The following is a 23,039-nucleotide window of genomic DNA, read 5'->3' on the forward strand; positions in this document are numbered from 1 at the left end:
TATGCAACATAACTTGCATATTTTTCACATATAATATAGAAGTCAAACGTCTAATAAGCCCTATATTATAGAAGAAAAACGTTATATCGTAAAAATATAATAGTGACAAACTTGTGAACTTTTTCTTCTATTATAAGGAGAAAACTTGAAGAAATCAGATATCTTTGACCAGTATTTAGAAGGGGAACGTTTTCATTTTTGGCAAGAAATTACTAATACTCAAATTTTTTGATTTTTTACGATTTCTCGTTGACAGTGCTAATACCCTATTGTATGCTAACTACGGGGATGGATGGTAGGGCTTTCAGTGACAAATTTGCATCTATTCCGTGACGAAAAAGTAAACTTTTTATTTTGTATAGAATTTATGCAAGAAAATGAGTTATTATTAACACATCGTGAATGAGGGTTACATATTGGAGGGATGAATCCTTGCAAAAAAACGATCGCAACCCGGTAAAAGCTTATGCTTTAATGTCAGGTATTCTTGCTCAATTAGTTGGTTCCATTCTTGTTGGAATTTTTGGTGGGCAATGGATTGATAGTAAGGTTGGAACGTTTCCGTTGTTTCTTATTATAGGCTTATTGCTAGGATTAGGAACAGGGATTTACGCAATGATTCGACTCATTCGACATTACTATTCGGGAGAGCAATGATGATAGACGTACATGGACTTGTCCACAGACAAAAGAAATATATGTACTACTTGCTTGCGCTTCTAGTGCTAGGATGGGGATTTACCTCTTACAAGGATGTATTTCTTGGACTGATTATCGGAACGATTTTCAGTTTTCTTAGTTTGCGCATCATTGCACGTAGAACAGACAAGCTATTAGATCGCGTTACAAATGGAGAAAACGTGAAATTTAAAGCAACGGCTGTTAGTACATATTCGAGATTTGCCACGATTGGGTTATTAATTTTATTTGCCGCGAAATATCAGCATTTAATTGCGATGTGGAGCTTAGGTGTAGGATTGCTGACAGGATATCTTGTCATGATCATAGATTTTCTTTATTTAGAGTATAAGAGCAGGGAAGAGAGGTGAATTACTAGTGGAACACGGTAAATTAGTTGAATTTCTAGGTTTAACGTTCGATTTGTCCTCAGTCATGATGGTTACTGTGGCAGCAGTTATTGTTTTCTTAATCGCTGTTATTGGAACTCGCACATTAGCTCTTCGTCCAACAGGAATGCAAAACTTTCTTGAGTGGATTTTAGACTTTGCGAAAGGGATTATTAACAGTACGATGGACTGGAAAACAGGTGGACGCTTTTTAACACTCGGCGTTACACTTATGATGTTTATTTTCGTATCAAACATGCTCGGCCTACCATTCATGTATTCAACAACTGAGGCTGGTGAACACATTGCATGGTGGAGATCGCCAACGTCTGACCCAGCAGTTACATTAACATTAGCCGTGATGGTAGTTACCCTCACCCATTATTATGGAATTAAGATGAAGGGTACAAAAGAATACTTAAAAGGATTTTTCCAACCTATGAAGTTCTTATTTCCTTTAAAGGTTATTGAGGAATTTGCTAACACATTAACGTTAGGTCTTCGTCTATTCGGTAACATCTATGCTGGTGAGATTTTATTAGGATTACTTGCTAAATTAGGCGGAAGTACAGTACTTGGAGCATTAGGTGCTATTGTGCCGATGTTAGCATGGATGGGATTCAGTGTATTCGTTGGTTCAATCCAAGCGTTTATCTTTACAATGTTAACGATGGTTTATATGGCTCATAAAGTAAGTCATGACCATTAATATACTTTAATAAGTAAGTAAAAAAATCTATTTTTTTATAATACAAAGGAGGACAAATTAAATGAGTTTAGGTGTAATCGCAGCTGCAATTGCAATTGGTTTATCAGCATTAGGTGCAGGTATTGGTAACGGTCTTATCGTATCACGTACAATCGAAGGTGTTGCTCGTCAACCAGAATTAAAAGGCGCACTTCAAACAATTATGTTCATCGGGGTTGCATTAGTTGAGGCACTTCCAATCATCGGTGTAGTTATTGCATTCATCGTAATGAACAAATAAGGGAGACTCCCCTTACATAGATGGCGAAGAGTGTTTTTGGACTTTCTTCGCCATTGCTTTATGAACGAAATGGTTGTCTTTTTTTTCATATAGTCAATTTAGATATCACGAAGGGAGTGAATCCTTGTGCCAACTTTAATTTTAGGAGCTGCCATTCCATTTGGAACGATTGCTTATACATTGTTAGTTTTCCTAATTTTATTAATCATGCTACGTAAATTTGCTTGGGGTCCTTTGATGGGAATTATGAAGGAACGTGAAGAGCATGTTGCTAGTGAAATCGATGCTGCAGAACAAAACAATGCAGAGGCGAAGAAATTAGTAGAAGAACAACGTGAAATGTTAAAACAATCACGTGTTGAAGCACAAGAGTTAATCGAAAGAGCGAAAAAGCAAGCAGAAGATCAAAAAGATGTTATTGTTGCTGCTGCAAAAGAAGAAGCAGAATCTATTAAAGCATCTGCTGTACAAGAAATTCAACGCGAAAAAGAGCATGCGATTGCTGCTCTGCAAGAACAAGTCGCTTCTTTATCTGTTCAAATTGCTTCTAAAGTAATTGAGAAAGAATTAAAAGAAGAAGACCAAGTGAAGTTAATTCGCGATTATATTAAAGAAGTAGGAGAAGCGCGATGAGCAATGAGATTGTAGCAAAACGTTATGCTGTCGCTCTTTTTCAAATTGCAAAAGAAAAACACGTATTAGAAATGTTTGAGGAAGAATTACGCCTTGTACAAAACGTTTTTGTAAAAAACGGAGAACTACATAGCTTTTTAACACAACCAAACATTTCAAAGGAGCAGAAAAAAACGTTTCTTTCTAACGTGTTTGCTTCTGTTTCTGAATCAATTTTAAATACGTTATATATTTTAGTTGATAACAAACGTATTGAAATTCTACCTGAAATTGCAAATGAATATGTTGCTCTTGCTAATGAAGAACGTAACGTAGCTGATGCAACTGTATATTCAGTTCGTCTTCTATCAGAAGATGAAAAGCTTAACATTGCAGAATCATTTGCAAAAAGAACAGGAAAAGATGCAATCCGTATAAAAAATGTTGTAGATGAAGATTTACTAGGCGGCATTAAAGTACGCATTGGAAATCGCATTTATGATGGTAGTTTACAAGGAAAATTAGCACGTATTCAGCGTGAACTTATGAAGAATAGATAGGGGTGAAGCACATGAGCATCAGAGCTGAAGAAATTAGCGCACTGATAAAGCAACAAATTGAGAACTATCAGTCTGAAATCGAAGTTAGTGATGTTGGTACAGTTATCCAAGTTGGTGACGGTATCGCGCGTGCTCATGGTCTAGATAACGTTATGGCTGGTGAACTTGTAGAGTTCTCTAACGGCGTTATGGGACTAGCACAAAACTTAGAGGAAAATAACGTAGGTATCATTATTTTAGGACCTTACACAGAAATCCGTGAAGGTGACGAAGTTCGTCGTACTGGTCGCATCATGCAAGTGCCAGTAGGAAAAGAACTAATCGGTCGTGTTGTAAACCCATTAGGTCAACCAGTAGATGGTTTAGGCCCAATCAATACAACAAGCACTCGTCCAATCGAAAGTCCAGCACCAGGTGTAATGGATCGTAAATCTGTTCATGAGCCACTTCAAACAGGTATTAAAGCGATCGATGCTCTTGTACCAATCGGTCGTGGTCAACGTGAGTTAATCATCGGTGACCGTCAAACTGGTAAAACAGCAGTTGCACTTGATACAATCTTAAATCAAAAAGATGAAGATATGATTTGTATCTACGTTGCAATTGGACAAAAAGAATCTACAGTACGTAACGTAGTAGAAACACTACGTAAGCACGGTGCGTTAGAATACACAATCGTTGTAACTGCATCAGCTTCTCAACCAGCTCCATTATTATACTTAGCTGCTTATGCTGGTGTAACAATGGGTGAAGAGTTCATGTACAATGGTAAACACGTATTAGTAGTATATGATGACTTATCAAAACAAGCAGCTGCTTACCGTGAGCTTTCATTACTATTACGTCGTCCTCCAGGTCGTGAAGCATATCCAGGGGATGTATTCTACTTACATTCTCGCTTACTAGAGCGTGCGGCAAAATTAAGTGATGCAAGAGGCGGCGGTTCTTTAACAGCTCTACCTTTCATCGAAACACAAGCAGGGGACGTATCAGCTTACATTCCAACAAACGTAATCTCTATTACAGATGGACAAATCTTCTTACAATCTGATTTATTCTTCTCTGGCGTACGTCCAGCGATTGATGCAGGTACTTCAGTATCTCGTGTTGGTGGATCTGCTCAGATTAAAGCGATGAGTAAAGTATCAGGTACACTTCGTCTTGACCTTGCGTCTTATCGTGAGTTAGAAGCGTTCGCTCAGTTCGGTTCTGACCTTGATAAAGCAACACAAGCGAAATTAAACCGTGGTGCTCGCACAGTTGAAGTATTAAAACAAGGATTACACAAGCCGTTACGAGTAGAGAAACAAGTTATTATTCTTTACGCTTTAACACGTGGATTCTTAGATGATATTCCAGTAGCGGATATCACTCGTTTTGAAGAAGAATTCCATGCTTGGTTAGATTCAAATGCAGCTGAGCTATTAAGTGAAATTCGCACAACAAAGAAACTTGCGGATGACGACAAATTTGCAGCAGCAATCAACGGATTCAAAAAAGTATTCGTAGCTTCTGAATAATAAAAAGCGGAAGCGGCTTCTGCCGCTGAAACTAGATTATATAAACAGGCAATTCTTACAGGAATTGCTGACGGTTATGTAGAGGAAAAGAGTAGGTGCACCTATTCTTTTCCTTCAATCATGAGCAAGAATATCTTGCAATGTAGATTAGAAAGATGAACGAAAAGGATTCTTACTAATCGTGCCAACTTCCGGAAAAAAGGTGGTGAAAACCTGTGGCATCTTTACGCGATATAAAAGCGAAAATTAACTCGACTAAGAAAACGAGTCAAATTACGAAAGCGATGGAGATGGTATCTGCATCGAAGTTAAGTCGTGCAGAGCAAAATGCTAAATCTTTCGTTCCGTATATGGAAAAGATTCAAGAAGTAGTAGCGAGTATTGCGCAAGGTAGCAAAGGGATCAATCATCCAATGCTAACAGCGCGTCCTGTAAAGCGTACAGGATACATCGTTATTACATCTGATCGCGGACTAGCAGGTGGTTATAACAGTAACGTATTACGTACAGTAAGTAACGTAATTCGTGAACGTCATAATATGGATTCAAACCAATATTCAATTATTGTGCTTGGACGACTAGGACGTGATTATTTAAAACGTCGCGGCTTTAACATTATTGATGAAGTAGTTGGATTATCTGACCACCCATCATTTACAGATGTTAAAGACCTTGCTTCTCGAGCAATCGCGATGTTCGCAGATGGTGCTTATGATGAACTGTACATTTACTACAATCATTTTGTAAGTAAAATTTCACAAGAAGTAACGGAAAATAAAATTTTACCGCTTACGGAAGTGACATCTGACAAACCGACGACAGCTTATGAATTTGAACCTTCTGAAGAAGATATCTTAAAAGTGTTATTGCCACAATACGCAGAAAGCTTAGTGTACGGTGCATTACTAGACGGTAAAGCAAGTGAACACGCAGCGCGTATGACAGCAATGAAAAGTGCTACAGACAACGCGATGGAAGTTATCGATTCACTTACACTTTCATTCAACCGTGCTCGTCAAGCAGCGATTACGCAAGAGATTACGGAAATCGTTGGTGGCGCAGCAGCGTTAGAATAGTAATATAAGGCGGAAGCGGTTCGTTCAGAATGGGAGGGGGATGGAGCTTTTGACGTAGAGGCGCTCTTTGCCTCGCAGGAAAAAGCGAAGTCACCGAGCATTCTAACCGCTGGAGCTAGATTAATAAAAAGCGGAAGCGGCTCTTTTGGAAGAGTCGCCCAAGCTATACTAATAAAAAATGAAAGCCGACTCTCATAGAAAGCTGGCTAATTTAAAGAAAGCTAGGAGGGAACCCGATGAATAAAGGGCGCGTTACGCAAATCATGGGTCCGGTTGTAGACGTTAAGTTTGACGGCGGAAAGCTACCTGAAATCTACAATGCCCTTAGAATTAAACAAGACGCAGTTAACTTAACTTTAGAAGTTGCACTTCACTTAGGTGATGATACAGTTCGTACAGTTGCGATGTCTTCCACAGACGGACTTGTTCGTGGTACTGCAGTAGAAGATACTGGCAAAGCGATTTCTGTTCCAGTTGGTGATGCAACACTTGGTCGTGTATTTAACGTATTAGGTGATGCAATTGACTTAGATGGTGAGGTTCCAGCAGATGTACGCCGTGATCCAATTCACCGTCAAGCACCTGCATTCGAAGAGTTATCTACAAAAGTAGAAATTCTTGAAACTGGTATTAAAGTAGTAGACTTACTTGCTCCTTACATTAAAGGTGGTAAAATCGGTCTATTCGGTGGTGCCGGTGTAGGTAAAACAGTATTAATTCAGGAATTAATTAACAACATCGCACAAGAGCACGGTGGTATCTCTGTATTCGCTGGTGTAGGTGAGCGTACTCGTGAAGGTAACGACTTATACCATGAAATGAGCGATTCTGGCGTAATCAAGAAAACTGCGATGGTATTCGGACAAATGAACGAGCCACCTGGTGCACGTCAACGTGTTGCATTAACAGGTTTAACAATGGCTGAACATTTCCGTGATGAGCAAGGACAAGACGTACTATTGTTCATCGATAACATCTTCCGTTTCACGCAAGCGGGTTCTGAAGTATCTGCCCTTCTTGGTCGTATGCCATCTGCGGTAGGTTATCAGCCAACACTTGCAACAGAAATGGGTCAATTACAAGAACGTATTACATCTACAAATAAAGGGTCTATCACGTCTATCCAAGCGGTATATGTACCAGCCGATGACTATACTGACCCAGCACCAGCTACAACGTTCGCTCACTTAGATGCAACAACAAACTTAGAGCGTCGTTTAACACAAATGGGTATTTACCCAGCGGTAGATCCATTAGCATCTACATCTCGTGCACTTTCTCCAGAAATCGTAGGAGAAGAGCATTATGAAGTAGCTCGTCAAGTACAGCAAACTCTTCAACGTTATAAAGAGCTTCAAGATATCATCGCTATCTTAGGTATGGATGAGATCTCTGAAGAAGATAAGTTAGTTGTACAACGTGCTCGTCGCATTCAGTTCTTCTTATCACAAAACTTCCACGTAGCGGAGCAATTTACAGGTCAAAAAGGTTCTTACGTACCTGTAAAAGAAACAGTTCGTGGTTTCAAAGAAATTCTAGAAGGAAAATATGATGACCTTCCAGAAGATGCATTCCGTCTTGTTGGTAGTATTGAAGAAGTTATTGAAAACGCGAAGAAAATGATGGCGTAAGGCCTTAGGAGGGACGAATTATGAAGACATTTCCAGTCAGTATTGTAACTCCTGATGGACCGGTTTACGAAAAAGAAGTAGAAATGGTAAGCGTGAAGGCAGAAAGTGGGGAAATGGGGATCTTATCAGGTCACATTCCAACTGTTGCACCGCTGAAAATTAGTGCGGTTCGTTTGAAAAATGGCGGTCACACTGATTATGTAGCAGTAAGCGGTGGCTTTATCGAAGTTCGTCCAGATAAAGTAACAGTATTAGCACCATCTGCTGAAGAAGCAAACCATATCGATATTCATCGTGCAAACGAAGCGAAGCGCCGTGCTGAGCAACGTATGCAAGATAAACAAGTACATGTTGACTTCAAGCGTGCAGAACTGGCGCTGCAGCGTGCAGTAAACCGTTTGAACGTTTCTGATATGAAATAAAAAAATCCGTAAAGGTTCATTCCTTTACGGATTTTTTTATGCTGTGATGTTAAAGTACTGTAAAAGAAAAAGGTTAAGTATAAAAAAGCTCTCTCAATCAACATTTCCCTATATTTTAAAAAATGGAAAACTATGTATCATAAAAATGGTATAATTATTATGTTTCTACTTAGAAACTCGAGACTTTGGTTGAACAAAAGGGGATGAGAATTTGATTAGTGAAATGAAACGAGAAGCTTTGCAATCATTGAAGGGGAGATGGGGACTGGGTATAGGTTCGACAATTTTATATTTTATTTTAAACTATCTTATATCGATAATCCTCGGACTTATTATAATACTGCCTTTTGCTATTGTATTTTTATTAGTAGTCGATTATACAACTATATTTGAAGGGGAAGAGATGGGAATCGGTGTAGGTCTTGGCATTGTGATGTTCTATTTACTTATAATAATTGCTAATATTGCATCATATGGTATTATGGCGTATGGTCTCACGAGCGTGTATGTACAGATCAGTAGGAGAAAAGATGCTTCACTAGATGCTTTATTTGAAGGATTCCGTGGTTTTAAAAGAATGTGGAATGCTGCGAAACCAATGTTCTTAATCTTTTTATATTGTGGGATTTGGATTCCTGTTGTAGTAATCAGTATCTTTTTTTTGTTAGCACAAGTTGGTAATGGAGCTGGAGAAGGATTAGGTATTGCCTTTTTAGTTCTATTGATTATTGCATTTATTATTGTTATTATTATTTATTTTTCTTATACAATGACATATTATGTTATGATAGAACATCCGGAATATGGTGTTTTACAAGCGATGAAAGAGAGTAAGGCAATTATGAAAGGGCATAAAATGGATTTATTCCTTTTATGGTTGAGCTTCATCGGTTGGGCAGTGTTACCTATAATTCCTTTTTTATGGCTAAGTTTCATGGGTTGGAACGTGTTAGCTATGTTTATTTTTGGAATAGGATTTGTTTTGTTATGTCCATATTTTTTAACAACGACAGCGCATTTTTATCAACACATATCAAATAAAGAATTATGATAGGAGTACATATAGAAACGAGATGCACATATGTACTTTATCTTTTTGAATGATGAAAACCCCCAGCATGAACATTAATTGTTCATACTGGGGGTCTTTTGTAGGAATTTCATAAATTCTTTACCGCTTAGCGGTTTGCTAGAGTAATAACCTTGCATATATTTACAGCCATTGTTTTGTAAGAATTGGAGTTGTTCTTTCGTTTCAATTCCTTCTGCAACAACGGAGAGTTGTAATGTATTTGCAAGTGAAAGAATCGTTGATACAATCGCTTTTTCTTCTTCGCGATGTTCAGCCATTTGTGTGAATTCTCTTGGTACTTTTAATGTATTAATTGGATAAAGAGATAGATAGGCAAGTGACGAGTAGCCGGTGCCAAAATCATCGATTGATGTTTGAACTCCGTATTCTTTTAATTGTCTTAGCTTTAATAAAGTTTCTTCTTCATCTATCATGGCGATTCGTTCCGTTAATTCGAGTGTTAAGAATTTGGGCTCCAAGTTTGTTTCTTGCAGTATATTTAGAATTACATCGATTAAGTTATCCTGCTGAAATTCTTTTGCTGATAAATTAACGCTCATATTTAAATCAGTATAGCCAAATTGATGCCAAGCTTGCAGTTGTTGACAAGTCTGTTTTAACATCCAGTGACCGAGCGGGATTATTTGAATCGTTTCTTCCGCTATCGGAATGAACTCACACGGAGAGATAACACCTAGATCTAGATGTTGCCAACGAATTAATGCCTCTGCTCCGATTACCTTTTTTGTGACGACATCGATTTGTGGTTGGTAGACGATAGAGAATTCATGATTTGCTAAGGCAAGCGGTAAGTCTTTTTCAATTCTAGCTTTTCGTTCTATCTTTTCATACAGCTCTTTTGTATAAAAAGAACTACCATTTTTCCCTTTATGTTTCGTTTCATACATCGCCATATCAGCATGCTGCAAAATAGACATCACATCTTCACCATCTTCTGGATAGATGGCGATACCGATGCTTGGTGAGATTTGCAGTAGATGATTTTCAATTTCAAATGGTTTATTCATCGATGATAAAATGTTGTCTGCAACTCTTTGCACTTCAGAGTTTTCTTCATAATCTTCTATAAGAAGTGTAAATTCATCTCCAGCAAGCCGCACAATCTTCACATTTTGTTTTGAAATTTGCTTCAATCGTTTTGCTACAGCAATTAAGAGAAGGTCTCCTATTCGATGTCCCAGAGTATCGTTTATAATTTTAAAGCGATCTAAGTCAAGAAATATAACTGCAAAGGATTCTTGTTCTTTTTTCGCCTTTATAATGGCGGATTCACGGTATTCCTGGAAAGCACGGCGATTTGCTAGTTCAGTTAATGTATCATGATATGCTAGGAAGTTAATTTGCCTTTGTTGTTGTTCACTTTCTGTAATGTCTTTAATCATCAGATAAATTCCTGTAATATGTTCCTTTAATATAATAGGAACAGCTGTAACGTGTAAATAATAAATGTCTCTGTTTTTATGGTATGCTCGTATATCTAAAGAAATAGAGCGTCCTTGTTTTACATGGCGGAATGCGTCGATTACTTTTTGTGAATCCTTTTCATAAACGAGGGAATGACATGGTTTTTGTAACAACTCGTTTGTTTGATAGCCAAGTAATGTAGTTCCGGCATTATTAACATTTAAAAAATCCCCATATAAATCTAATGTGAAAATTGGATCTGGATGATGTTCATATAAAGATTTAAACATTTGCTTGCTTTGAAACAATTCATTTTTTTGATCTACTAAATCTTCTGTGCGTAACTCAATTTGTTTTTCTAGTTCTTGACTGAAATGGAGTTGTTGTAGTAAAAGTCTTTTATTTTGTCTTCGTATTAGCAGGTGGCGAAGTAATACGAAGAAAAATGTGATGATAAAGCCAACTACTAAAACAGGAGAAAAGGTATGTTCCACTAATATAAAAGTAATAAGTGTAATAACAGATATATATGGTAACGATAAACGAATTGTTTCACCAGATTTAGGTGTTAATAATACTTGGCTAGGTTTCTGTTTTGCATTTGTACGAATGAGACATGCAAATGTAACCATCATGAATAAAGCTTGATAAAATGGTGCAATAATAAACATAGAGTATCCAGGTTTAATATATTTAATGTAAGCATAAACCGAATCTAGAATGGCATAAAAAATAAGAGCACTACTAAGTAGAGCAGCAACCTGTTTTGACATCAAAGATAGCGGACGGAATAATAAGCTAATTCCTATTAATAAAAATACTAAATCTGCCATTGGATACATAAGTAAAACAAATGGAGCTATAGGAGACATTATATTTGTATGAATAACATTCGAAATAAAAAGGTAATAGCATATTGTAAATAAAGCCGTGACAATGATGCAAACATTACATAAGGTAAAGAGTTTTTTCCATGTTGTACTTTCATACATCAGTGTATAAAAGAATGCCACTATGTAGCTGATTAAAAATAATAAATAAAAGGCATCAGACGGATCAACAAATGTATAATATTCGTGCAAAATGAAGCGTTGATAAGCAACGATGATATCACCGATAAAATAAAATACCGAACCAATTGTTAATGACATCTAAATTTTATAATAATGCCCTTTTTTATTGCGTGAAAAATAGAGCAAATAACTACAAATTATAATGTCGAGCGAGATGGTCGTTAAGCCTGTGATCATTTGAAATGGAATAGAGTATTTTGAATAAAAAAGTAATCCTATATAGTGAATCATAAGGTATAACAATAAAGAGCCTATAAGGATGGTTAAATGTGTGTGATTCTTTGTTTTCACTAAATTCACCTGCGATATAGACGAGTATAAAGCGTCTTTTCTATTTTCTTGAAGAAGTTGCTTGATACGTATATGCAGTGTCCATATTTTATTTTACACATTTATGACAAATTGTAAAAATGAGGGGAGAGTTGAGTGGTTATTAAACTGGTTAAAATGACTGTAAACCAAGTAGTATGAGGGAAAATCTCACCTTATGTTACTTGGTTTTTCTTTTTCCCAATATATCGACATAGGAATTTGAAGTTTGTTATAATGAACGTAATAGTTGCATTATTTAGAAAAATTTAAAAATAATAAATAATGCAGGTGAGACATATTGTTTACTAAGTGAACTTGTTCTTAATTTAGGGGGGAGGGCTTCAGGGTGGCAAATGTATATGAAAATAGTTATATGATTGTTGGCATCTTTTTACTATTGGGCATATTACTGCCGGTAGTGGCTCTTACATTAGGCAAGCTGCTGCGCCCACATAAACCAAGTGCAGCAAAGGAAACGACGTACGAAAGCGGAATTGAACCCTATCATGATGCAAATGTTCGTTTTCATGCTCGTTATTATATTTTTGCATTATTGTTTGTCATTTTTGATGTGGAAACTGTATTTTTATATCCGTGGGCTGTCGCATATGACAAGCTTGGTTTGTTCGCGCTTATTGAAATGTTGATCTTTGTCATTATGTTGCTCATTGGTTTGGCCTATGCTTGGAAAAAGAAGGTGTTACAATGGTTATAAATTTTGAAGATTTACATCCAGGGGAACGAGCGGAATTAGAGAGAAATATCTTTTTTACAACACTTGAACAGATAAAAGGATGGGCACGTAGTAATTCTTTATGGCCGATGACATTTGGACTTGCATGCTGCGCGATTGAAATGATGGGAGTTGGCTCATCGCATTATGATCTAGACCGGTTTGGGTCATTTTTCCGGACATCGCCGAGGCAATCAGATGTCATGATTGTTTCAGGAACAGTAACAAAGAAAATGGCACCAATTGTGCGTCGTTTATACGATCAAATGCCAGAACCGAAATGGGTTATTGCAATGGGTTCTTGTGCAACAGCTGGTGGCCCGTATGTGAACTCGTATGCTGTTGTGAAAGGGGTGGACCAAATCGTACCGGTAGATGTGTACATTCCAGGATGTCCCCCGAACCCAGCTGCTTTAATTTATGGGATTAATAAATTAAAAGAGAAGATTCGTTACGAAGCAAAGACTGGAAAGCAGGTGACGAATAGATGAGCGATCCGAATAAAGAGATAGAGGACATGAAAAAAGAGGCGGCAAGACATGCGAAAGAAGAAGCGCGGAAACGGCTTGCTGCTAGGCATGAGGTGGAAATGTCTAAGAGTGAGGTACAAGGAGAAGAAAAAGAGAAAGCGCTACCAAAAGAGGCGGAGATAAATATAGAGGAAGCAAAACGACTTGCCGCAGAGGCAGCAAAAGCAAAGGAGGCAGCGTTAGCGAAGCAGAAAGCAACAGAAGGCGAAGCGATATCGGAAGAGGAAAGGGCAAAAGCGAAGGCGAAAGCCGCGGCAGCAGCAAAGGCAAAAGCGGCAGTGCTAGCAAAGCAGAAAGGAGCAGAAGGCGAAGCGATATCGGAAGAGGAAAGGGCAAAAGCGAAGGCGAAAGCCGTGGCAGCAGCAAAGGCAAAAGCGGCAGCGCTAGCAAAGCAGAAAGGAGCAGAAGGCGAGGCAATATCGGAAGAGGAAAAAGCAAAAGCGAAGGCGAAAGCCGCGGCAGCAGCAAAGGCAAAAGCGGCAGCGCTAGCAAAGCAGAAAGGAGCAGAAGGCGAAGCGATATCGGAAGAGGAAAGGGCAAAAGCGAAGGCGAAAGCCGTGGCAGCAGCAAAAGCAAAGGCAGCCGCATTGGCAAAACAAAAAGCAACAGAAGGCGGAGCGCCATCTAACGATGAAAAGGCAAAGGCAATTGCAGTGGCGAAAGCAAAGGCGGCAGCTGCTGCCAAGGCAAAAGGTGCTGCGGGTAAGAAGGAAGAAGAGCCGGGGCAGGAAGAAACATCACCGAATCAGCCATATTTAGATGCTTATGTAAAGATTATTAAGGAGAAGACAGGCGAACATTCATTAGTAGATTACTATATTAATAAACTTTCAAAAGATGTACCAACGCTTGTTGTTGAGCCGAAGAATTACTATGAAGTGATGGAATTATTAAAGTGTCATGAAGGACTTGCCTTTGATTATATGTCGGAGTTACATGCGACGGATTTCGTTACACATATGGAAGTGTATGTCCATTTGTTTTCATATGGAAAGCGTCAATCTGTAGCAGTGAAGGTGAAGGTAGATAGGGAGGCGCCGCGGGTAGCATCGATTGCGCCGCTATGGCACGGGGCGAACTGGCCAGAGCGAGAAGCGTATGATTTGCTTGGTGTTGTCTTTGAAGGTCATCCCAATTTAACGCGTATTTTAATGCCAGATGATTGGGCGGGTTATCCGCTTCGAAAAGATTATGAGCCTTTGGATGTGGAGGTGTAGCATTATGATCCGTACAGAAGAAATGCTTTTAAATGTAGGACCGCAGCACCCGAGTACGCACGGTGTATTTAGGCTTGTTATTAAAATTGATGGGGAAATTATTAAGGAGGCTACACCTGTCATTGGGTATTTACACCGTGGAACAGAGAAAATCGCAGAGAGCTTGCAGTATACACAAATTATTCCTTATACAGATCGAATGGACTATTTATCAGCGATGACGAATAACTATGTGATTTGTCACGCTGTTGAGACAATGATGGGCCTTGAAATTCCAGAGCGTGCAGAATATTTGCGAGTACTTGCAATGGAGCTTGGCCGCGTTGCGAGTCACCTCGTTTGGTGGGGAACAAACCTTCTTGATATTGGAGCGGTTAGTCCGTTTCTATATGCATTCCGGGAGAGGGAGATGATTATTAATCTCTTAAATGAACTCTGTGGTGCGCGGCTAACGTTTAATTACATGCGAGTGGGCGGTGTAAAATGGGATGCTCCAGATGGCTGGATCCGAAAGGTCCGTGAGTTTGTTCCATATATGAGGGAGCAATTGAAAGGCTATCACGACCTTGTGAGCGGAAACGAAATTTTCTTGAATCGTGTGAAGGGCGTTGGAATATATAGCGCGGAAGATGCGCTTTCTTATTCGCTTAGCGGGGCAAATTTACGCTGCACAGGTGTGAAGTGGGATCTTCGCAAGGATGAACCGTACTCTATTTATGATCGCTTTGATTTTGATATTCCGGTAGGAAACGTGGGGGATGCTTGGGATCGTTACGTTTGTCGGATGGAGGAGATTGAGGAGTCTCTCAAAATTATTGAGCAGGCGGCTGAGCAATTCCCATCAGAAGGGCCAGTGTTGGCGAAAGTGCCGAAAATTATTAAGGCACCAAAGGGCGAGGTATTTGTCCGGATCGAGTCGCCGCGCGGAGAAATTGGCTGTTATATTGCTAGTGAAGGAAAGAAAGAGCCGTATCGCTTAAAGTTCCGCAGGCCATCTTTCTACAACCTTCAAATTTTACCGAAGCTTTTGAAGGGCGAAAATATCGCGAACTTAATTACGATTTTAGGTGGCGTTGATATTGTGCTTGGGGAGGTTGATGGGTGATGATAGAGCGGCTCTTAGAGTCATCGGCAAGCTGGACAAATTTTTTCATCTTTTTTGGGTTAGCGGTGCTTCTTTTATTTGCTGTCCTTGGATTTGTTACATATGGGATTTTAGCAGAGCGAAAAGTGATGGGATTTATGCAAGGGCGGATTGGTCCGAACCAGGTCGGCGGCAGATTCGGTTTACTGCAAACAGTTGCTGACGTTTTAAAGCTTTTATTAAAAGAAGATAGCATTCCGAAAGCCGCAGATAAGCCGCTGTTTATATTGGCACCTGTTATTGCATTTGCACCAGCTTTTATGGTGCTTGCAGTCATTCCATTTACGGATAAATTTCAGTTTGCAGATATTGGAGTCGGGCTTCTTTACTATATTGCTGTATCAGGGATTACAACGATTGGTGTTGTGACCGGGGGATGGGCATCAAACAATAAATATTCACTTTTAGGCGGGATGCGTGCGGCAGCGCAAATGATTTCCTATGAAATTCCACTTGTAATGAGCGTCATTGGTGTTGTCTTATTAGCTGGCAGTCTGAATTTAAATGAAATTGTAGCGGCGCAGGAGAAGGTTTGGTACATTTTCGCACAGCCAATCGGTTTTGTAATTTTCTTAATCGCAGCGGTTGCAGAGTTGAACCGGACGCCGTTTGACTTACCAGAGGCGGAATCGGAACTTGTTTCTGGATATCATACAGAGTATTCGGGGTTTCGCTGGGCATTCTTTATGCTTTCTGAATATGTATACTTCTTTGGAATGGCTTCGCTCATTACGGTGCTCTTCCTAGGAGGATGGAATCCAGTTATGTTCCTTGGTTTTATTCCTGGAGCTGTATGGTTTGCCTTAAAGTTTAGCTCGGTGGTCTTTCTCTTAATTTGGTTCCGCGTTACGTTTCCACGTATCAGGGGCGATCAATTAATGGAGTTTGGCTGGAAGGTATTATTGCCAATCGCACTTGCGAACATTTTCTTAACGGCATTGATTAAGGAGTTGTTCTTCTAATCCATGAGGGGGGTGCCACTAAGATATGAAAGGACTATTTAAAGGATTAAAGTATACGCTTAGCAACTTAAGTAAGAAAAAAGTAACGTACGATTATCCCAATCAACCATTGCCACTACCAGATCGCTTTCGAGGGATTCAAAAATTTTATCCAGAAAAGTGTATTGTTTGTAACCAATGTGCCAACATCTGCCCAACCGACTGTATTCAACTAACAGGGAAGAAGCATCCGGATCCGGCGAAAAAAGGAAAAATCATTGATACGTACGATATTAACTTTGAAATTTGTATTCTGTGCGATTTATGTACAGAGGTTTGTCCAACAGAGGCAATCGTTATGACAAACAATTTTGAGCTAGCGGAGTATACGCGTGATGATTTGTTTAAAAATTTGCAGTGGCTAGATGAAAATGATGAGAACGTCAGAAAGGAGAATAAAGCATGAACGGCGAGTTGATAGCGTTTTTTTTACTATCCTTAACGGCAATTATCGGTGGTATTCTTATGCTGAACTTAACGAAAGTCATGCATATGATGCTCGCTCTTGTGTTTACGTTTCTTAGCATTGCGGGATTGTATTTTCTATTATCGGCAGAGTTTGTTGGAGTAGCGCAAATCTTAATTTATTCCGGGGCGATTACGATTATTATGATTTTTGGCATTATGTTAACGAAACATGACGCTGAAAATGAATCTAGTTTTAGTTTTCGTAAATGGCTCATTTTCTTCGCAGTAGTAGTGTTTGGCGGGGTGATGTATTTCGCTGTTAATAATATAGATTTTACAAATCGAAGTGTACAAGGAAGTGTACCACTTCATGAACAAAACACACTTCAAATTGGTACACTCTTATATTCGAAATATGTCATTCCATTTGAATTAACGTCGGTTATTTTACTTGTTGCACTTGTTGGGGCAATTGTACTTGCGAAGAAGGATGAGAAAGAGGGGGATTCCAATGAGTAGTGTTCCAACTTCCGCCTACTTAGCTCTTGCCATTATTCTGTTTTGCATTGGTTTATTCGGGGCTTTAACAAAGCGGAATACGGTCATTGTTTTAGTTTGTATTGAACTGATGTTAAATGCGGCGAATTTAAACCTAGTCGCCTTTAGTAAATTAGGTTTTTTTCCGAACTTAACAGGACAAATCTTTTCACTGTTTACGATGTCTGTTGCCGCAGCTGAAGCAGCAGTTGGACTTGCAATATTAATTGCGTTATATCGTAAACATGCAACAGTTAACGTAGATGAAATGGATTCGCTTAAGGGTTAGCATTGTGACCGAAAAGGGGGAAGGAAACAATGATCGATTATGCATGGCTCATACCGCTTTTCCCACTTACCTCGTTTTTTTTGCTCGTTATGTTTGGGGAAAAATTGAGAGAAGGAAGCAGCTTACTTGGTATCTTTCTCACATTTCTTTCCTTTGTGGGTGCGGCGACTGTATTAATAGAACGGTTTTCATCAGAAACAGTAAAGCATCAGTGGTTATGGCTCCGAATTGGTGATGTGGATCTTTCGTTTGGTTTTGAGATTAACGCATTAAATGCTTTGATGCTTTTTATTGTGACACTCGTTAGCTTCCTTGTACATGTGTATTCAAAAGGGTATATGCATGGTGATGAGAGGTTGCCCGTATTTTATGCGTATTTAGGGCTCTTTACATTTGCGATGCTCGGGCTTGTTATCTCGACGAATTTACTACAGCTTTATATATTTTGGGAATTAGTTGGACTTGGCTCGTTTTTACTAATTGGTTTCTATTTCTTTAAAGAGGAAGCGAAGGCTGCTGCGAAAAAAGCATTTATTATGACGCGTATTGGAGATGTAGGTTTATTTATCGGGATGATTTTACTCTTCTGGCAGGCTGGTAGCTTTGAATATGAAGTAATCTTTAAAGCGATGAAAATGGGAGACATATCACCTACTATGATAACGCTCACGGCAATCTTGATCTTTATTGGTGCCATGGGGAAATCAGGTCAGTTTCCGCTTCATACGTGGCTACCGGATGCGATGGAAGGGCCAACGCCTGTATCTGCGCTCATTCACGCGGCAACGATGGTTGCAGCAGGTGTGTACTTAGTGGCAACGATGTTTCCGCTATTCTCTGCAAGTCCTGCAGCGATGCAAACAGTCGCGGTTGTTGGCGCCTTTACTGCAATCTTTGCTGCGTCCATTGGCCTCGTACAAACGGATATAAAAAGAGTCCTCGCATATTCAACAGTGAGCCAGCTCGGCTATATGATGCTCGCGCTTGGCTCGGCAGGATACGTTGCTGGAGTCTTTCATTTAACGACACATGCTTTCTTTAAAGCATTGCTTTTCTTAGCGGCAGGAAGCGTCATTCATGCGGTGCATACGCAAAACATTAATGAAATGGGCGGATTGCAGAAGAAAATGAAAGTGACGGGGCTACTCTTCTTAATCGGCACGCTAGCAATTAGTGGTGTCCCGCTCTTCTCAGGTTTTTTTAGTAAGGATGAAATTTTGGCGGCGACGTGGATGCACGGCAATTATGTTTTGTTTGTCCTTGCGGTTCTCGCAGCATTTTTAACGGCGTTTTACATGTTCCGGTTATACTTTCTCGTTTTTACAGGAGAGGCGAAGAAAGAAGAGGATGTGCATGAATCTCCGCGCGTCATGACATTTCCGATGATTGTCCTTGGTATTCTTGCAGTTTTGGCAGGGTATATCAATACGCCTTGGTTTGGCACGTTTCTTGGGGACTGGCTTACAAAGAATGTCCCGTTCCAAGTAGAGCAAAGTCATGGTCCGGTGTGGATTATGATTGTTGCGACACTCGTTTCGTTTGCGGGCATTCTCGCGGCATATCTTATCTATGGGAAACGATCTATTTCTAGAGATCGGGATGGCGGAAAAGAAACAGTCCTATATAGCCACCTTAAGGAAAAATATTATGTAGATGAACTGTATAGTGTGACTGTGCTCCCGCTCGTAAAAGGAATCGCTTATGTGCTTCACTTATGTGAGGTCTATATTGTGGAAGGAATCGCCCAGTTAATCAGAGGTATTGTGAGAGGGGCAAGCATTGTTGGTTCTAAACTTCAAAACGGAAACGTACAAGTATACGGAACCGCAGTGGCTGTTTCCGTGGCGACATTAGTTGTCATTCTGTTATATACGGGGGGGTATTGGCAATGAATGCATTATTATTATCATTCTTCATTTTCTCCCCGCTTCTAGGGATTCTCTTACTTACGTTAACACCGAAAACGGAAGTGCGTGCAGTGCGAGTCCTCGGTTTGTTCGGAACAATTCTTCCGCTTGGCATCGCGATTGTTCTGGCTAGTACATATGCTTCCGGAAAGAGCTTAACGATGTTTGCTGAAAAGGTGAAATGGATTCAATTCGGACATTTTCCGGGCGTAGATGAAAAGTTGTTTTCTATTTACTATGAGCTTGGTATCGATGGCTTTTCGCTTGTGATGATGATACTCACGGCGCTTTTAGCAACACTTGCGGCGATTACTGCCTTTTCCATTCAAAAAAATATAAAAGGTTTTTACATGCTTTTGTTAACACTTGAAATTGGGATGCTCGGTGTCTTTGCAGCAGAAAATTTACTTCTATTCTTTGTCTTCTTTGAAATTACATTACCACCGATGTTTTTGCTTATTGGAAAGTGGGGGAAATTGAACAGTGAAAAAGCTGCCTATAGTTATTTGATTTATAACGGAATTGGATCAGCGATTTTACTCATTGTTTTCTCTATCCTCTTTGCAAAAACGGGTACAACAAATATTGCAGATTTAAAAGATATTTTGACTGGGGTGGACACGGCGCTTCTGGGCGATATTTCAAGTTCATTGCAGCTCGGTTTATTCATTGCACTTATGATAGCCTTTGCTATTAAGCTACCGGTATTCCCTTTGCATCGCTGGATGGTGAATGTGCATGTCGAGGCCCATCCTGCTGCGGTGATGCTCCATGCGGGTGTTCTGCTCAAGATTGGAGCATACGGCATCGTTCGCTTTGGGAAGGGGCTATTCCCGGAGCAGTTTCAAGACTTTGCGATGCTACTGGCGATTTTAGGGGTAATCAACTTGCTATACGGTGCTTTTCTAGCGATCATTCAAACAGATTTTCGAAAGGTACTCGCTTATTCCAGTATTTCGCATATGGGAATCGTTTTAATGGGACTTGGGGCACTGAATGCAGCCGGTATGAAGGGAGCGCTATTTCAAGTCGTATCTCACGGTTTAATTGCAGCGCTACTATTTTGCTTGCTCGGCATGATTGAGGGGCGTTTTGGCACGTCTGACATTACGAAGCTTGGTGGCCTCGCAAAACAAGTTCCTGTGTTAAGTGGTTTCTTATTAGCAGGAAGCATGGCTTCGCTTGGCCTTCCGGGCATGTCTGGGTTTGTTAGTGAGTTTCTTGCATTCCTCGGACTATTTCAAGGGAAGCCAATGCTCGCGGCGATCGGTGCGCTTGGCATCATTTTAACAGCGGTATATGTCCTAAGGGCTACGCTTCAAGTGACATTTGGAAAGAAGGAATTGGCAGCGAGGCCGGATGTCCGCGGCTGGGAATACGTTCCGATTGTGCTCTTGCTCACTTGTATTCTTGCAATTGGTATTATGCCAGAACTGTTAGGGACGCCGCTGCAATACACAGTGAAAATATTGGGGGTGAGGTAGGATGGATATGAATACATTACTTAGCTTATCTTGGCATTTAATGGTACCGGAGTTCATCATTCTTGGAGCGGCCATCCTTCTCTCGCTTCTTGATTTATTTCTAAAGTTTGATCGTAAGTATTTAGGGCTTGGGGCGATTGGAGCGGCAGTGCTATCGCTAATCGCATTAATTACATTGTATGGTGAACCGGCTGGAGACATTTTAAGTGGTTCGTTTGTACTAGATGGATTTTCAAAAGGGTTTAAAACGTTACTATTAATTGGAGCCATCCTCGTTTTATGTATGGCGATGAGCGATGATAAAAAAGAGCCGATTCAAGATAAAGGGGAATACTATTATTTATTTTTAATGGCAGTTCTCGGTGCGATGTTTATGGCGTCTAGCGTCGACTTTATTACGCTCTTTATTGGCCTAGAGTTGTTATCACTGTCTTCGTACATTTTAGTTGGGATTCGAAAGACAAATCGTGCTTCGAATGAAGCGGCGATGAAATATGTTATTAATGGCGGAATTGGGACGGCTATTACGCTCTTTGGAATGAGTTACTTATACGGCATTACGGGGGCTACTAATATTATTGGTATGCAGGAAGTTCTCATGCAAGGTGTGGATGGCAGCATTCAACTTTTGTTATCGCTTGCTTTCTTGCTTCTGTTTGTTGGGCTGTCCTTTAAAATTGCGACGGTGCCGTTTCATATGTGGGCACCAGACGTATATGAAGGGGCCGTGACACCTGTTACAACTTTCCTCGGGACAATTTCTAAAATCGCCGGTTTTATTATGATGATAAGATTGTTCCTTATGGTATTCGGCGCTATACCTGTTCATGGAAGTGAGCAAACAGTATTTGCTAACATGAGCGTATATATTGCCGTGCTCGCTATTATTACAATGATCATTGGTAATGTAGTGGCACTCAAGCAATACAGCGTAAAGCGTCTATTCGCCTATTCTGGCATAGCACACGCTGGATATTTACTCGTTCCGCTTGTAGCGTTATCACCATTTACAATGGATAGTATGTGGTTTTATATGTTGGCATACCTGTTAATGAATATAGGAGCTTTTGCAGTCATCCACGGATTAATCTTACAAAGCGGAAAGGAAAATTTCACAATTTTCTCTGGTTTATACAAACGCTCTCCGTTTGCCTCTGCAGCGATGACCATTTTCATTCTGTCTTTGGCAGGAATTCCAGGAACAGCTGGTTTTATCGGAAAGGTTAATATTTTCTTAAGTGCCTTCACTGCTAGTCCAGCCCATTACGTGCTGGCATCAGTCATGATGGGCACAACGATTATCTCGTTTGTATATTATTTCCGTATTTTGCAGCAAATGTTCTTTCGAAAGAGTAGTGAAGAAGATCCGGTACACTTACCAATCAATTTGAAAGTCGTCATTAGTTTTTGTTTAATTGCAACTGTATTACTCGGAATTCTACCGGCAATTGGCTACAATTTCTTTTATGAATATTTTCCATTGATGAAAGATTTCTTCTTCACAGGGAACGTGGTACAATAGTGAAAACAAAAAGTGTAGAGTCATCGCTCTACGCTTTTTATTGTGGAGCAATGAGAGGGGCAAAGTGAAACTTTCGTTAGCGCGAGACCTTATCCTTCACGAATGTGATGCTCGAACAAAGTAAACTCTAATAGGTAGTGCCCTTCTTTCAGAGGGATACTTTATACTGCCTGTTTGGGCGGGAAAAAGTGTGGTTTCCATTTATATGGGATCGTTTTGCATCCTAGATGATGGTAAGCCAAACAAAAGGAGTCGATTTTTTTGGCGCAACTTTTAGGGCAACAAGCACTGATTGCGATTGTTTCGCATTTATTGTTTATTACCATTACGTGGTGGGCCTTACAAGGTATCCATATTGAACGCCTGATGAAATCTGGAAAGGTATTGCAGACGAGGATTTTACTCATTCTTGTTACGATTGCCATTGGGACATCTGTCAGCAACTTTTTTCTTGATTATTTAGGGTATTCGAAGAGTTTAACGTATTTAGTCAAGTAAGTGTATAGAA

Annotated in this window: 24 protein-coding genes and 1 pseudogene; 24 read left to right on the forward strand and 1 reads right to left on the reverse strand. The window is 39.8% G+C overall.

Going from position 1 to position 23,039, the window contains the following annotated elements; translation table 11 throughout:
• Window positions 1–292: 292 nt before the first annotated feature.
• The 12 genes from MHH71_RS16900 (at window position 293) to MHH71_RS16955 (ending at window position 8,928) form a co-directional block, all read left to right on the forward strand.
• Window positions 293–406 (forward strand): DUF4024 domain-containing protein, encoded by a 114-nt coding sequence (locus MHH71_RS16900; RefSeq protein ID WP_003202277.1) that lies wholly within the window; start codon window positions 293–295, stop codon window positions 404–406.
• A 26-nt stretch (window positions 407–432) separates the two neighbouring features.
• Window positions 433–657, forward strand: a complete 225-nt coding sequence (locus tag MHH71_RS16905) for an AtpZ/AtpI family protein (RefSeq protein ID WP_001171217.1) — start codon at window positions 433–435, stop codon at window positions 655–657.
• The gene (locus tag MHH71_RS16910; RefSeq protein ID WP_006096656.1) at window positions 657–1,049 is read left to right on the forward strand and encodes an ATP synthase subunit I; all 393 of its coding nucleotides are present in this window, start codon (window positions 657–659) and stop codon (window positions 1,047–1,049) included. Before MHH71_RS16905 ends, MHH71_RS16910 begins: the two co-directional genes overlap by 1 nt.
• Window positions 1,050–1,056: 7 nt before the next feature.
• Window positions 1,057–1,776: a F0F1 ATP synthase subunit A gene (gene atpB / locus MHH71_RS16915; protein WP_006096655.1), complete on the forward strand. Its 720-nt coding sequence runs from the start codon at window positions 1,057–1,059 to the stop codon at window positions 1,774–1,776.
• 61 nt (window positions 1,777–1,837) lie between these two features.
• Window positions 1,838–2,056 carry a F0F1 ATP synthase subunit C gene (gene atpE, locus MHH71_RS16920; RefSeq protein ID WP_000052064.1) on the forward strand — a complete coding sequence of 73 codons (219 nt, stop codon included), beginning with the start codon at window positions 1,838–1,840 and terminating at the stop codon, window positions 2,054–2,056.
• A gap of 126 nt (window positions 2,057–2,182) precedes the next feature.
• Window positions 2,183–2,689 carry a F0F1 ATP synthase subunit B gene (gene atpF / locus MHH71_RS16925; protein WP_003202282.1) on the forward strand — a complete coding sequence of 169 codons (507 nt, stop codon included), beginning with the start codon at window positions 2,183–2,185 and terminating at the stop codon, window positions 2,687–2,689.
• Entirely contained in the window at window positions 2,686–3,228 is a 543-nt protein-coding gene (locus tag MHH71_RS16930) for a F0F1 ATP synthase subunit delta (RefSeq protein WP_018764928.1), read from the forward strand. Before atpF ends, MHH71_RS16930 begins: the two co-directional genes overlap by 4 nt.
• An 11-nt stretch (window positions 3,229–3,239) precedes the next feature.
• Complete coding sequence (gene atpA, locus MHH71_RS16935) at window positions 3,240–4,748, forward strand: F0F1 ATP synthase subunit alpha (protein ID WP_006096654.1); 1,509 nt, start codon at window positions 3,240–3,242, stop codon at window positions 4,746–4,748.
• A gap of 215 nt (window positions 4,749–4,963) precedes the next feature.
• On the forward strand, window positions 4,964–5,824 hold the full coding sequence (gene atpG, locus MHH71_RS16940; RefSeq protein ID WP_003202288.1) for a F0F1 ATP synthase subunit gamma: 861 nt from the start codon (window positions 4,964–4,966) through the stop codon (window positions 5,822–5,824).
• Between the two features lie 236 nt (window positions 5,825–6,060).
• Complete coding sequence (gene atpD, locus MHH71_RS16945) at window positions 6,061–7,455, forward strand: F0F1 ATP synthase subunit beta (protein WP_006096653.1); 1,395 nt, start codon at window positions 6,061–6,063, stop codon at window positions 7,453–7,455.
• A 20-nt stretch (window positions 7,456–7,475) separates the two neighbouring features.
• Window positions 7,476–7,877, forward strand: a complete 402-nt coding sequence (gene atpC, locus MHH71_RS16950; RefSeq protein WP_006096652.1) for a F0F1 ATP synthase subunit epsilon — start codon at window positions 7,476–7,478, stop codon at window positions 7,875–7,877.
• Window positions 7,878–8,088: 211 nt separating this feature from the next.
• Window positions 8,089–8,928 carry a DUF975 family protein gene (locus MHH71_RS16955; RefSeq protein WP_006096651.1) on the forward strand — a complete coding sequence of 280 codons (840 nt, stop codon included), beginning with the start codon at window positions 8,089–8,091 and terminating at the stop codon, window positions 8,926–8,928.
• A 74-nt stretch (window positions 8,929–9,002) separates the two neighbouring features.
• Here MHH71_RS16955 and MHH71_RS16960 read toward each other — a convergent pair.
• A pseudogene (locus MHH71_RS16960) lies at window positions 9,003–11,678 on the reverse strand (putative bifunctional diguanylate cyclase/phosphodiesterase).
• 427 nt (window positions 11,679–12,105) lie between these two features.
• On the opposite strand from MHH71_RS16960, the gene MHH71_RS16965 reads away from it, so the two are divergent.
• The 12 genes from MHH71_RS16965 to MHH71_RS17020 all read left to right on the forward strand — a co-directional run bounded on the left by MHH71_RS16965 (window position 12,106) and on the right by MHH71_RS17020 (window position 23,029).
• Complete coding sequence (locus MHH71_RS16965) at window positions 12,106–12,474, forward strand: NADH-quinone oxidoreductase subunit A (RefSeq protein ID WP_006096649.1); 369 nt, start codon at window positions 12,106–12,108, stop codon at window positions 12,472–12,474.
• Window positions 12,465–12,983: an NADH-quinone oxidoreductase subunit NuoB gene (gene nuoB, locus MHH71_RS16970; RefSeq protein WP_018764931.1), complete on the forward strand. Its 519-nt coding sequence runs from the start codon at window positions 12,465–12,467 to the stop codon at window positions 12,981–12,983. The genes MHH71_RS16965 and nuoB overlap by 10 nt, the downstream gene beginning before the upstream one ends.
• Window positions 12,980–14,239 (forward strand): NADH-quinone oxidoreductase subunit C, encoded by a 1,260-nt coding sequence (locus MHH71_RS16975; protein ID WP_078211613.1) that lies wholly within the window; start codon window positions 12,980–12,982, stop codon window positions 14,237–14,239. The genes nuoB and MHH71_RS16975 overlap by 4 nt, the downstream gene beginning before the upstream one ends.
• A gap of 4 nt (window positions 14,240–14,243) precedes the next feature.
• Window positions 14,244–15,344 carry an NADH-quinone oxidoreductase subunit NuoD gene (gene nuoD / locus MHH71_RS16980; RefSeq protein WP_003209223.1) on the forward strand — a complete coding sequence of 367 codons (1,101 nt, stop codon included), beginning with the start codon at window positions 14,244–14,246 and terminating at the stop codon, window positions 15,342–15,344.
• Window positions 15,344–16,345 (forward strand): NADH-quinone oxidoreductase subunit NuoH, encoded by a 1,002-nt coding sequence (gene nuoH / locus MHH71_RS16985; protein ID WP_033799258.1) that lies wholly within the window; start codon window positions 15,344–15,346, stop codon window positions 16,343–16,345. Before nuoD ends, nuoH begins: the two co-directional genes overlap by 1 nt.
• Before the next feature lie 25 nt (window positions 16,346–16,370).
• Window positions 16,371–16,790, forward strand: a complete 420-nt coding sequence (gene nuoI / locus MHH71_RS16990; protein WP_003202066.1) for an NADH-quinone oxidoreductase subunit NuoI — start codon at window positions 16,371–16,373, stop codon at window positions 16,788–16,790.
• Complete coding sequence (locus MHH71_RS16995; protein WP_016112671.1) at window positions 16,787–17,311, forward strand: NADH-quinone oxidoreductase subunit J; 525 nt, start codon at window positions 16,787–16,789, stop codon at window positions 17,309–17,311. The genes nuoI and MHH71_RS16995 overlap by 4 nt, the downstream gene beginning before the upstream one ends.
• The gene (gene nuoK, locus MHH71_RS17000; protein WP_018764934.1) at window positions 17,304–17,618 is read left to right on the forward strand and encodes an NADH-quinone oxidoreductase subunit NuoK; all 315 of its coding nucleotides are present in this window, start codon (window positions 17,304–17,306) and stop codon (window positions 17,616–17,618) included. The genes MHH71_RS16995 and nuoK overlap by 8 nt, the downstream gene beginning before the upstream one ends.
• A 29-nt stretch (window positions 17,619–17,647) precedes the next feature.
• Window positions 17,648–19,510, forward strand: coding sequence for an NADH-quinone oxidoreductase subunit L (nuoL, locus tag MHH71_RS17005; protein ID WP_006096646.1), 1,863 nt, complete (start codon window positions 17,648–17,650; stop codon window positions 19,508–19,510).
• Window positions 19,507–21,009: an NADH-quinone oxidoreductase subunit M gene (locus MHH71_RS17010; protein ID WP_033799257.1), complete on the forward strand. Its 1,503-nt coding sequence runs from the start codon at window positions 19,507–19,509 to the stop codon at window positions 21,007–21,009. Before nuoL ends, MHH71_RS17010 begins: the two co-directional genes overlap by 4 nt.
• A gap of 7 nt (window positions 21,010–21,016) precedes the next feature.
• On the forward strand, window positions 21,017–22,531 hold the full coding sequence (gene nuoN / locus MHH71_RS17015) for an NADH-quinone oxidoreductase subunit NuoN (RefSeq protein WP_033799730.1): 1,515 nt from the start codon (window positions 21,017–21,019) through the stop codon (window positions 22,529–22,531).
• Window positions 22,532–22,792: 261 nt separating this feature from the next.
• Entirely contained in the window at window positions 22,793–23,029 is a 237-nt protein-coding gene (locus MHH71_RS17020) for a DUF1146 family protein (protein ID WP_003202077.1), read from the forward strand.
• Window positions 23,030–23,039 lie beyond the last annotated feature (10 nt).

The organism is Bacillus sp. FSL H8-0534, assembly GCF_038005885.1.
Classification (GTDB): Bacteria; Bacillota; Bacilli; order Bacillales; family Bacillaceae_G; genus Bacillus_A; species Bacillus_A pseudomycoides.